This is a genomic window from Variovorax sp. 05L425 (assembly GCF_056397705.1).
In genome coordinates this window covers 154,123-166,108 of the sequence record NZ_JBFTNY010000009.1, presented here as the reverse complement: position 1 = coordinate 166,108, position 11,986 = coordinate 154,123, and the positions used below count along the sequence as shown (strand labels likewise).

Annotated in this window: 10 protein-coding genes; 4 read left to right on the top strand and 6 right to left on the bottom strand. The window is 63.5% G+C overall.

Going from position 1 to position 11,986, the window contains the following annotated elements; all coding sequences use genetic code 11:
• Positions 1–2 precede the first annotated feature (2 nt).
• From AC1DN9_RS12940 to AC1DN9_RS12925, 4 genes are all read left to right on the top strand, one after another.
• Positions 3–1,286: a heme biosynthesis HemY N-terminal domain-containing protein gene (locus AC1DN9_RS12940; protein ID WP_478100695.1), complete on the top strand. Its 1,284-nt coding sequence runs from the start codon at positions 3–5 to the stop codon at positions 1,284–1,286.
• Between the two features lie 303 nt (positions 1,287–1,589).
• Entirely contained in the window at positions 1,590–2,675 is a 1,086-nt protein-coding gene (locus AC1DN9_RS12935) for a polysaccharide biosynthesis/export family protein (RefSeq protein WP_478100693.1), read from the top strand.
• Between the two features lie 17 nt (positions 2,676–2,692).
• Complete coding sequence (locus AC1DN9_RS12930; protein WP_478100766.1) at positions 2,693–3,130, top strand: low molecular weight protein-tyrosine-phosphatase; 438 nt, start codon at positions 2,693–2,695, stop codon at positions 3,128–3,130.
• Positions 3,130–5,394 carry a polysaccharide biosynthesis tyrosine autokinase gene (locus tag AC1DN9_RS12925; protein WP_478100691.1) on the top strand — a complete coding sequence of 755 codons (2,265 nt, stop codon included), beginning with the start codon at positions 3,130–3,132 and terminating at the stop codon, positions 5,392–5,394. The genes AC1DN9_RS12930 and AC1DN9_RS12925 overlap by 1 nt, the downstream gene beginning before the upstream one ends.
• Positions 5,395–5,488: 94 nt before the next feature.
• On the opposite strand, the gene AC1DN9_RS12920 is transcribed toward AC1DN9_RS12925, so the two are convergent.
• Genes AC1DN9_RS12920 through fcl form a run of 6 tightly spaced genes read right to left on the bottom strand, consistent with a single transcriptional unit; the run spans position 5,489 to position 11,957 of the window.
• Positions 5,489–6,745, bottom strand: coding sequence for a WcaI family glycosyltransferase (locus tag AC1DN9_RS12920; protein ID WP_478100689.1), 1,257 nt, complete (start codon positions 6,743–6,745; stop codon positions 5,489–5,491).
• A 7-nt stretch (positions 6,746–6,752) separates the two neighbouring features.
• Entirely contained in the window at positions 6,753–7,964 is a 1,212-nt protein-coding gene (locus AC1DN9_RS12915) for a glycosyltransferase (protein WP_478100688.1), read from the bottom strand.
• The gene (locus AC1DN9_RS12910; RefSeq protein ID WP_478100686.1) at positions 7,961–9,322 is read right to left on the bottom strand and encodes a hypothetical protein; all 1,362 of its coding nucleotides are present in this window, start codon (positions 9,320–9,322) and stop codon (positions 7,961–7,963) included. The genes AC1DN9_RS12915 and AC1DN9_RS12910 overlap by 4 nt, the downstream gene beginning before the upstream one ends.
• Positions 9,319–9,993, bottom strand: a complete 675-nt coding sequence (locus tag AC1DN9_RS12905; RefSeq protein ID WP_478100684.1) for an acyltransferase — start codon at positions 9,991–9,993, stop codon at positions 9,319–9,321. The genes AC1DN9_RS12910 and AC1DN9_RS12905 overlap by 4 nt, the downstream gene beginning before the upstream one ends.
• The gene (locus AC1DN9_RS12900; RefSeq protein WP_478100682.1) at positions 9,990–10,967 is read right to left on the bottom strand and encodes a hypothetical protein; all 978 of its coding nucleotides are present in this window, start codon (positions 10,965–10,967) and stop codon (positions 9,990–9,992) included. The genes AC1DN9_RS12905 and AC1DN9_RS12900 overlap by 4 nt, the downstream gene beginning before the upstream one ends.
• A gap of 24 nt (positions 10,968–10,991) precedes the next feature.
• Positions 10,992–11,957, bottom strand: coding sequence for a GDP-L-fucose synthase (fcl, locus tag AC1DN9_RS12895; protein WP_478100680.1), 966 nt, complete (start codon positions 11,955–11,957; stop codon positions 10,992–10,994).
• Between the last annotated feature and the right edge of the window lie 29 nt (positions 11,958–11,986).

Here is an 11,986-nt window from a genome sequence, read left to right as displayed (position 1 = left end):
TCATGCGCGCAGCTCTCTGGATTCTCGGACTTTTTGCCGTCGCGGCCGCGGTGGCGCTTTTCGCGGGCAACAACCAGGGCACGATCACTGTCTTCTGGCCGCCATGGCGCGTGGATCTGTCGCTGAATCTCGTCCTGCTGCTCCTGTTTGTCGCGTTTGTTTTCCTGCATTTCGCGTTGCGTGGGTTGTCGGCGCTGTTTTCCCTGCCGAAGCAGGCGCGCCAGTGGCGCCTGCAGCAAAAGGAGCGCGCCCTGCACGCTTCCCTGCTTGACGCGGCGGTTCAGCTTCTCGCGGGCCGCTTCTCGCGCTCGCGCAAGGCTGCATTGGCTGCGCTGGGTCAGGAGAGGGCGCTTGCCGCGCTGGATGCCCGGCTCCCGCAGGCGCACCAGGTGCGCGTCATGGCACATCTTCTGGCGGCGGAGAGCGCCCAGTCGCTGCAGGATCGCCCGGCACGCGACGCCCATCTACAGCAGGCGCTCAACGAGAGTGCGGAGCGAGGATTGACGGTCACGCCGGAAACCCGCGAGGGCGTGCAGTTGCGTGCCGCGCGGTGGGCGCTCGACGATCGCGACGCACCGGCCGCCTTGGCGCGGCTCGAGGAGTTGCCTCATGGCGCGCAACGACGCACCCTGGCGCTGAGGCTTCGGCTCAAGGCGGCCCGGCAGGATGGGAGAACGCTGGAGGCGCTCGAAACCGCGCGTCTTCTCGCCAAGCACCGCGCGTTCTCTGAATCCGCCGCCCAAAGCATCGTGCGCGGCCTGGCGACAGAACTGCTGTCGGGCGTGCATGACTCGGCCCAATTGATGCGTGCATGGGGTGCATTTGAGGATTGGGAGCGCGAAATGCCCGAAGTCGCGATCCACGCCGCCCAGCGCATGGTGGCTTTGCGCGGCGACCTGACGACGGCGCGCGCCTGGCTGCTGCCGGTCTGGGAACGGATGGTCCAGCAGCCGAACAGTCTCGGCGAATCCCTTCGCGTGAAGCTCGTGCGGGCGCTCGAGGCGGGCCTCGATTCGGTCGATGCCGAATGGCTCGCTCGCATCGAATCGGCGCAACGGAACAACCCCCGAGACGCCAATTTGCAGTATCTGGCCGGCATGGCCTGCATGAAGCGACAGCTCTGGGGCAAGGCGCAACAGTTGCTCACACAGGCAGGACTGGGCTTACAAGACGCTAATTTACACAGGCGGGCCTGGCAGGCGCTTGCGCAACTCGCCGAAGCCCGCGACGATGCCGATCAGGCCTCTGCAGCCTGGAAGCGTGCCGCGCAAACTGAAAACCCTTGATCCTTCGCGGCGGCGTGAGGAAACGTGCTATTGAATTCATAGCACTCTGACCAATAGCCTCGGCCATTCGGACGGGGCCGGGTATTTTGGATGACGTCTCGGATCGTCTTTTTCCTACGTCTTCCTCTGCCTAATGAACTACGCCAAGAAAGGGTTTGAGTGGCAACCTTTCCTGTTGTACAGTGCGTAACTGTTTGCAAAAGTATTCATTCTTGGGTCACGATGAGGTCGGTCTTGAAACGCTTTTCACTACATGCAGCTTGTTTGATCGCCGTAGGGCTGTTGGTGCAAGGCTGCGCGCCGTTGGCCCCCGGGTTCCGTTCCTCGGGCAATGACGCTGCGAAAGCCGTTTCGCCTTCAGGTTTCTCGTCGCCCGGGATCGACCCGCCGCCGGCCGGTGCCATCACCGAGATCACGCCCGAGTTGATTCGGGCCCAGCGCGCGGCCACTCAGCTGACCACGCTGGGTCCCGAAGTCATGGGGCTGCTGGGTGAGCCGGGTCCTTACCGGATCGGACCGGGTGACGTCGTGGGCATCACTGTGCTGGACCACCCGGAAATTGTGTTCAGCACCACTCCGGCTACAACGGTGGCTGACCCGGCCAGCGTTTCGCCGGCGCCCGGCTACATCGTGTCGAACACGGGACAGTTGAGCTTTCCATTCGCCGGCTCGCTCAACGTGGCCGGCATGACCATCCAGGAAATGGAAGACGCGCTCGTCAAGCGTCTGTCGCGTGTTTACAAGAACCCCCAGCTGAGCGTGCGTGTCGAGGCCTTCCGGAGCAAGCGCGCCTACATGGAAGGTGAGATTCGGGCGCCTGGCCTGCTTGTGTTCACCGATATTCCGATGACGCTCTCCGAGGCGATCAATCGCGCCGGCGGCATAGCGCCCACGGGCGATCGCTCGGCCATCAACCTGACGCGCGATGGCAAGACGACGCGCATCAACCTGATGGCCATGGCGGACGCGGGCATCGATCCCAGCCGCATTCCCTTGAAATCCGGCGACATGATCTATGTGCGCAATCGCGACGAGAGCAAGGTCACGGTGATGGGTGAAGTGACGCAGCAACTCGGCCTGCTGATGCGCAATGGAAAGCTCTCGCTCAACGACGCCCTGACCGAAGCGGGTGGTGTGAATCTGACCACCGCGAATCCGCTTCAGATCTATGTGATCCGGAACGAAGAAAAGGGCGGCCAGGCGATCTTCCATCTCGATGCGGCCACGCCGACAGCCATCGCGATGGCGGACGGCTTCGACTTGCGTGCGAAGGATGTGGTTTATGTCGACCCGGTGCCGCTGGTGCAGTGGAATCGCGTCCTGAACCTGGTTCTCCCGACCGCCACCACCGCGACGACGTATCGCGCGGTCATCAGGCCGACCCCGTAGGCGCGACCGACGTGACCATCCGAAACGTCCTCATCGTGTGCATAGGAAACATCTGCCGCAGTCCAATGGCCGAGGGCTTGTTGCGAGCCGCGTTGCCGGAAACGCAGATCACCTCCGCCGGGCTCGAAGCGCTGCTCGGGCAGTCGGCGGATCCGATCGCCTGCGAGTTGATGGATGAACGCGAAATCAACATTGCCGGTCATCGCGCGCAGCAGGTGAGCAAGGACATGTGCCAGCGGGCCGACCTGATTCTGGTGATGGACCGCCAACAACGGCGCGAGATCGAGGAGCGCTATCAATTTGCCACCGGCAAGGTATTTCGGCTTTGCGAGTTCAGCGATCAGGATGTGCCCGACCCGTATCGCGCGGGCCGCGATGCATTCCGGCGCGCGCTGTCGCTCATAGAGGATGGTGCCCAGCAGTGGGCCAAACGCATTTCTAGAGTATCCAGCTGATGAACTCCCCCACCACCCCCAAGCCCAGTCCCAGTCCCAGTCCCAGCTCGTTCGGCCCGACCGAAGAGGAGGATTTCGACCTCGGGCGATATGTCGAGGTGCTGCTGGCGAACAAGTGGCTGATTGCCGCGATCACGCTGGTCGTGTTCGCGGTCGGATTCGTCTACGCATTCCTGGAAAGGCCCGTGTATGAGACCAATATGGTCATCCAGGTCGAAGAGCCGGACACCGGCGGCAAGGGCGTCCTGGGAGAGGCCGGCGGCCTGATCGACCTGAAGACGCCGGCGAGTGCGGAAATCGAAATCCTCCGCTCGCGCATGATCGCAGCCGAAGCGGCCGACGCGACGAGGCTCTATATCGCGGCGGCTCCGCGCTACGTTCCCTATATCGGAGGCTGGATGGCCCGCCGCTCGAGCGGCCTCTCGGAGCCCGGTTTCCTGTGGCTCCAGGGCTATGTTTCGGGCCAGGAAGCCATCGTGGTCGACCAATTCGAGGTGCCGGCAGAACTCGAAGGCACGCTCTTCACCATCACCGCCAAGGGCGATGGCAATTACACGCTTTCGGGGCCGGGGTTGCCCGAGCCGGTGGCAGGCACCGTCGGCACGCTCCTCAAGACCGATTCGGCGCGCGGACAGATCGAGTTGCTGGTCGCCAAGCTCGCCGGCAAGTCCGGCGCGGACTTCAACGTCCAGCGATTCGCCAAACTGCCGACCATCATCGCCCTTCAGAACAGCCTGAGCGCGTCGGAACGGGGCAAGGCATCCGGCATCATCAATGTGTCGCGGCAGGACACCGATCCGTACAGGCTGACACGGATACTGCGCGCGGTCGGCGACCAGTACGTCAAGCAAAACGTCGAACGTAAATCGGCGGAAGCGCAGAAGACACTCGCCTTCCTCGACGTCCAGTTGCCGCAGTTCAAGAAGCAGCTCGAGGCTTCGGAAGAAGTCTACAACCGCTATCGCAACCAGAAGGGGACGGTGGCCTTCAGCGAGGAAGCCAATCTCGTGCTGGGTCAGGCGGTGGATCGCCAGACGAAGTTGCTGGACGCGCAGCAGCGCCGGCGCGAACTGGAGGCCCGCTTCACCTCGAACCACCCCTTGATCCAGACACTGGACTCGCAGATCGCGGCCCTGAAGACAGACATGGCCGAGATCCAGACGAAGATCAAGGGGCTGCCGGCGATCCAGCAGGAAGCGGTTCGCATGGAGCGCGACGTGAAGGTGAACACCGAGCTTTACCAGTCGCTGCTCAACAACGCGCTGCAGTTGCGTCTCGTGAAGGAAGGCAAGGTCGGCAACGTTCGCGTGCTCGACGAGCCTGTGTTGCCGCTCTACCCGATCAAGCCGAATCGCAATGTCATCATGGCGGCCGCGTTGGCGCTGGGGCTGTTCCTCGGCATCGTTGCAGCGTTCGTGCGCAATGCCTTCGTCGAACGCCGGATTCGCGATCCTTACGAAGTCGAGGCCAATACCGGGTTGCCGGTGTTCTCTTCCATTCCGCTGAGCGGCAACCAGGACGCCATCGCCAAACGGCGCTTGACTGGCGCGACCGGCGTCAGGCTGCTCGCGATCGAACATCCGGATGACCCCGCCGTGGAAAGCCTGCGGAGCCTGCGCACTGCGATGCAGTTCGCGATGCTGGAGTCGCCCAACAACCGGGTGCTGATCACCGGGCCGACGCCGGGTGTCGGCAAGAGTTTCGTGTCGGCGAATTTCGCGGCACTGATGGCCGCCGCCGGACGCCGCACCTTGCTGATCGACGCCGACCTTCGCCGTGGCCATACGCACCAGTATTTCGGCTTGCAGCGCCACGGCGGGCTGTCGGAATTGATTKCCGGCAGCCTGACGATTCAGCAAACCGTTCACCGGCAGGTGGTTCCGAGCCTGGATTTCCTGGCGACCGGCCAATTGCCTCCGAACCCGGCCGAGCTGCTGGTGTCGGACTCCTTCAAGTCGACGCTGGATCGTCTGTCCGAGCAGTACGACCTGGTCGTGATCGACACGCCGCCGGTACTGGTGGCCGCCGATACCAGCACGGTTGCCTCACATACGGGCACCGTGCTGTTGGTGGCACGGTCCGACCTGTCGACCATGGGTGAGATCAAGGAAAGCACGCGCCGGCTTTCCATGGGCGGCAAGGTCGCCACCGGCGTGCTGCTGAATGCGATGAATATCGGACGCCGAGGCTACAGTGCCTACAAGTACGGCCGCTACCGCCACACCAACTACAACTACGAGAGCATCCTGCCCGAAGAGCAGTAGGAGTGCTCGCCCCCAGGCTTGCCCACTTCGTGTGGCCGCCAACCCCCTGCCGGGGGCAACACCAGCGGGCCGGCGAAGCCGGTTCCGCGGTGTTTCACGAACGGGCCTGGCCGCGCCGGCCGGAGGCCTCGGGGCTGATGCAATCCTGGAGGTCGCGCTCGAACTGCTTGAGCACCGCATCGCGGTCGAAGCGTTCTTCGGCGTAGCGCCGGGCGCGAAGTCCGAGTTCACGCCGCAGTTCGGGTTGCGAAGCGAGCGACACGACCGCGTCCGCGAAGGCCTTGGGGTTGTCCGGCGGGACAGCGATGCCGCATTGCGAGGCGACTTGGCCGAGTTCGGTCTCGGGGCGGGCGCCGGCCACCACCGGCCTGCCGCTGCTCAACATGCCCGTGAGCTTGGATGGCATCACGAGGTCCGCCGCATCCGCGCGCTGCGGCAGCAGATGGATATCCGCAAGGCCCAGGAGATCACCCAGCCGCTCCCTTGGCTGAAGCTCGAGAAAGCGCACGTTGGACAGCTTTTCGCAGCGCCGCATGAGTTCGGCCCGGCCCGCGCCGTTGCCGCAGAACACGAATTCGATGTCCGGCCGACCCGCCAGCGCGGAGGCAGTCTCCGCAAGCAGTTCGAGTCCCTGCTTGGAGCCCATGTTTCCCGAGTAGAGCGCGACCACGGCGTCTGATCGAATACCAAGCTCGGCGCGGTAGGGGCTTTCGCATCCCAGGGGCTGGATGCCGGACACATGGGCCCAGTTGGGCAGCGAGACGAGCCGCGCATCTTCGGTGCCCTTGCTGCTCGCGCGCTCCCGCATGCGCATGGAAATGGTCGAAATGCGGTCGAAGCGCCGCATCAGGCTGCGCTCGACGGACGCGACGAGCGATCGCAGCCGCGCGCCCTTCAGCAGCCCGAGTTCGAAGGCGGCATCCACTTCGTAGTCCTGAATGTGCAGCCATGACTTGGCCGAGCGAAGGCGCGCAAAGGCCAGCGCCGCGGGCGAACAGAACAAGGGTGGTTCGGTGACCCAGACGACGTCCGGCTTCCAGTTCCATTGCGCGAACAGTGCGGGAATGCTGGTCAGCGCAAAACTGCCTAGGTGGAGGAGGCGACGCAGCCCGGTCACCTTGCGAGGCACCCACAGCGGCGTGCGGATGACCGTCGCCCCATGCCACTCTTCACGGGCATAGCGCGATGCGTTGTAGGCAGGCCAGACGGCCCAATCGGGGTAGTAGGGCGGCGCCGTCACCACGCGCACTTCGTGCCCTTGCGCGGCGAGCCACGCGACCATCTCGCCGGTGTATTTGCCGATGCCGGTCAGTTCGGGCGCGAAATTGATGCCGTAGACGAGAAGCTTCATTGACCCCTCAGGCAGCGTTCCGATGCTGGCTCGGCGCGCGCTCGATGGGGCCGAAATGCGAAGTCCCGGGCGAGTGGTCGCCGATGATCCGGACGAGCGTTTCCGCCACCTGACCGATCTGGAACCGTTCCTGGAAGCATCGCAATGCCGCGATGCGCATGGCGGCGACCTCTGCGCGCGGCAATGCCAGCCAGCGTTGCAACGTGGCGACGGTGCCTTCGAGCGTGTCGGAGCCGACCATGCCTGCGTCGTCGTTCATGATTTCGCGCCAGATGTTCACCTTGTCGCTGATGAGCACGGGCTTGCCGCACGCGAGCGCTTCGACGACGGCAATGCCGAAGTTCTCCTGGTGCGAGGGCAGGCAGAACACATCGGCGGCGTAGAACGCTCCCCATTTGAGGTCGCCGGACAGCATCCCTGTCCAACTGATGCGGGAAGCGATGCCCAGCTGCTCGGCGCGACCCTTCAGTTGGCCCACGATGTCGTCATCCCCCGGACCGGCCATGACCAAGTGCAGATCCGGCGAGTCGCCGAGCACACGCGCGAAGGCGTCTACCAGCAGATCGCCGCCTTTCTTCTCGTGAATGCGGCCGAGATAGAGCAGCAACCGCTTGCCTTGAAGCTCAGGGTATGTCGAGAGGAATGCCGACGACAGCGCCGGCGCGTTCGAAGGCGGCGTGGACGTGCCGTACGAGCCCACGACTTCCCTGGCCCGGTAGAGCCAGAACGACTGACGTGCCAACAGGCGTTCTTCCTCGCAGGTGAAGATCACCGCGGCCGCATCGCGCAACACCCGGTATTCGGCCCACGGCCAATACAGCCACTTCTTCAAGTGCTTGAGCGGATAGCGGCGCTTGAACCAGGGGTCGAGCATGCCGTGCGTGTAGACGAAGTACGGGGTCGTCGAGCGGCTCAGGGCGCGCCACGCGGCAAAGCCGGTGTATTGCCAGAGACCGTTGACGATCACCGCGTCGTAGCTGTCGGCATGCGCTTCGAGCCACGGGACCACCCGACTGTTGTAGAGATAGCTACTGGTCGGGGGGCCGAGCGCAGTGACCTGGCCAGGAAACCCGGTCACGAAATCCGCATCCGGGCTGTCGAGGCTGATCAGATCGCACTCGTGGCCGAGATCTGCGAGGGCATCCCGAAGCCGCCTGACGCCTTCGATGGTGCCTCCGCTGCGGGGATCGACCGAAGGAACGAAGTGAAGCAGTCTCACGTTTGGGGGGCACGCGTCGGGAAAATCTCAAGCCGCGGGTATCGGAAGAGCAAGAGGGCGAAAGCGAGCACGATGCCGAGCATGCCGTTGGCGGTCAGTTGGCCGCTCGCTTGCCATGTGAGGATGGCGAGCGTAGCGGTGACCCACATGACCGGCGGGTAGGGTGAGTTCGTCTTCGCGGCGACCCGCAGGCTCTTGAAAACACCGACAGCGATGACGATGAGCTTGAAGAACACGTAGGCGAAGCCCAGGAGTCCGCCTTCCAGAAGGATGCGTCCACCCTCGGATTCGGCCAGCGCGAACGCCTCGGAGGTGCCGACGCGCACGAAGGTTGCCAGGTTCGAACCGTAGCCCACACCGCTGCCCAACCAATTGACCACCCTGAACACATCGGGCTCACCGATGAGGATCGTGAGAACGCGCCCCCAGAAGTCTTCTACCTCCGATGCCTGTTCAAAACGCGTTTGCGTGACGCTGATGGACTCCTGGAAGAAGAAAGCGAAAACGGCAAAAAAGGCCACCGCCGCGACGACCGCGAGAGCGGCCGCCGCCTTGTGCTGCACCTTCGAGAAAAACAGCCTGCCCACCAGGTAGGTCACAAACATCAGCCCTGACGAGATCACCGCAGTTCTGGAGCCGCTCACCAACGCGCCCACAGCGAAGGCCGCGAAAGCCGAGATGGCGAACACGTATTGCCCTGTCCGGTGCTTCCTGGCGGACAGGACACCAAAGACGAGTGGGGCCACCATGGTCATGAATGTGGCGTAGCCGGAGGTGAAACTGAACGTCCCGGTGGTGCGCACGACGCCGACCACGGCGAGAAAGATGCCTTCCTCGTCTTCGGTGTCCAACTGTGCGTTGATGCGCGCGCCGGGCGGAGAGAAGTGCTGCAATATCGCAAGCGGCGCCATCAGCAGCATCATGCAGGCGCCCAACAGCATGGCCGCGCGATAGTCGGCCTCGGTCATGGAAGCGAAGGCAGCCACCGCGAACCATGTATAGAGCAGCCAGAAGCGAATGCCGATGATCAAGATGACGGGGGAGCTTTCGCCTGCGACGAGTTGCAGGAGGCCCCATCCGAACACCAGGCAGGACCAGGTGATCAGGACGGCCACGACCTTCATCTGGCGCCGCAGGTGGCCGTTCTTCCAGGCGTAAAAAATCAAGGCCAGCGCCACGAGGTCGCGCAGCAGGATCAATGGCAGGGTGACGGAAGACGCCACCCACTTTCGCACGGCGCCCTCGTACACGACGATCAGGAACACAGTGATGAACATCCATCCGGCGCGACTGAGTGCCAGGGGCTTGTTCAACGCCTTCGGATAGGAGGCGGGGGTGGCGAGCGTCGTCCCGTTCATGGCGAGGGCTTCTCGTGCTTCATGGCCGCCTTGTCCGCCGGGAAGCCATCGGCCGGAGAGACAAGCGCGCCCTTGCTGCGCCCGACCCATGCTTCGTAGGGTGCGAGGAAGATGACAGGGTCGTAGTCCAGATCCCGCGGCCGCACGTCAAGGCGAATGGTTGCGGGATTGCCGGTTGCCACAGCCAGGGCTGGAACGTCCTTGGCGACAACGGCACCCGCCCCGACGACAGCACCATAGCCGATCGTGACACCGGGCAGGATGGTCGCGCCGACGGCGATCCAGGCGTAGTCGTCGATGCGGACCGGCTTTCTGAATTGGCGCCAGGTGGGATCGCCGACATGGTGGCTCCCCGTCAGGATGGTCACCCGGTCGTTGATGACGACGCGCGAGCCGATCGTGACTTTTTCAAGCGCGACGATCTCCGCGGAGCGGGCAATGAACGTCCGCTCCCCGACGCTGATATTGGCTGGCGAGCCCTTCAGGTCGGGCGAGTCCAGCACGGAAAGCTGCCCGATCCGAGTGCCCTTGGAACGCAGCTTGCGCCGGTGCCAGGTCATGGCCATCAAGGCACGAAACTGGAGCGCCCGCTTCGCCCATACCACCAGCCAGCGCCTCGAACCGAATTCGGGTCGCTCGCGTGATGTCCAGAGAAATTGCAGGTCGTTCACTTTTGGACCTCGGTCACCAACGTCCTCAGGGCAGACACGTGCGCATCGATGCGATGTGGTTCATACCACTGGCGCGCTTCGCGGCCGATGGCGCGTGTATCCGAGCTCGCCAGGTCCAGCGAGCCGAATCCCGCAGCATAGTGCACGTTGGGCGTCAGGCCGTCATGAGAGCCATATTCCTTGGAGAGCAATACAGGGCAGATGCCGTGCGCGCAGTAGGCAGCAAAGACACTGCTTTTCGAGACGTAGTCGGTGGGGTAGGCCAGGGCACCGCACATTGCCGCCGCCAGCTCCTTGCTGACCTCTTCCACTGAAAGCCTTCCATGCGAAACGACGCCTTCCTGTTGAAGCCGTTGCACGAGCGAGCTGTCCGGCGAACGGGGACCGATGTCGTGAATCTCTAGGCCCGCCTTGCGGGCCCAGTGGAAGATCTCGCCGTCAGCCCACTGATAGACGTTCGCCCGCACGCCCGAGCTCCCGAATACGACCACCCGTGGCTGCCTCTCGGTTTCGATGGACTGCGGCTCGCCGACGGTCGAGAACACCGGAAGGACGCGATGCGGTATGCCGTCGCATTGATCGAGCAGCCATCGGGCCGACTCGTCCCGGTTGGTCAGCCAGAAGTCGGAAATCGATACCAGCTCGCGCGCGATCCCCTTCTGAAATCCGTTGAGCCAGAATGCCGAGCCCCATGGCGGTCCGAACGCGAAGAGCTCATGGAAGACCACGCCGAAGGATTTGAACTGCGTGCGCAGGCTGTTGATCTTCTTGATCAGCCACATCGGCACGCCGCGTTTCTGGAAGCCGTAGCCGCTGAAGTGCAGCAACAGCAGGTCCCCGGACCACGACGACGAGTCGGTGCTGGGCGTGAGTTCCAGCGGCGGCGCATGAAGTGGGCCACCGACGACGGTCGCATAGTCCTGCACACCGCCGCCGCCCGGTGGAATCAGAGAAACCGAGGATCCTTGCATCATGACGAACCCGGCGGGCAAGCCGGCTCAGGCGACCAGTTCTTCGCTGCAGAAATCTTCGTAGGCATGCGCAATTCCTTCGCGCAGCGTCATTCTCGGCATCCAACCCAACTTGCGGATCCGGGAAATCTCGAGCAGCTTGCGGGGTGTGCCGTCCGGCTTGCTCGTGTCGTACTGGATCTCGCCCCGATAGCCCACGACGTCGCTCACCATCTGCGCGAGTTCGGCGATCGACAGGTCTTCGCCGGTTCCGACATTGATGTGGCTTGCCATGACTTCCGTGTGGGCGGCGTAGACCTCCCGCGGAAGGTCCATGATGTGGACACAAGCGCTCGCCATGTCGTCGACGTACAGGAACTCCCGCTTCGGTGAGCCTGTGCCCCAGATGACGACCGAGGGCGCATCCGACAACTTCGCTTCATGAAAGCGTCGGATCATCGCCGGCAACACATGGCTGTTCTCGGCGTGATAGTTGTCGCCGGGGCCGTAAAGATTGGTCGGCATCACGCTGCGGAAGTCGCATCCGTATTGGCGGTTGTAGCTCTCGCAGAGCTTGATGCCCGCGATCTTGGCGACGGCATAGGGCTCGTTGGTGGGCTCCAGCTTGCCTGTCAGCAAGGCGTCTTCGGCCATCGGTTGCGGCGCGAGGCGCGGGTAGATGCAACTGGACCCGAGAAACAGAAGCTTGCTCACGCCCGTGCGCCAGGATTCATGAATCAGGTTTGCCTCGACCATCAGGTTCGAGTAGATGAACTCGGCCGGGTAGGTGTTGTTGGCATGGATGCCGCCGACCTTGGCGGCTGCCACATACACCTCCTGCGGCTTTTCCATGGAAAAGAAGGCCCTCACCTGTGACTGGTCGGTCAGGTCGAGTTCCGAATGGCTCCGGCAGATGATGTTCGTGTAACCCTTGTCGGTCAGGCTGCGGACGATCGCGCTGCCCACCATGCCGCGGTGACCCGCCACAAAGATTCGCTTCTGGAACTCGTTCATTGGGAATCACCCTCGACGCAAGGTTGAAG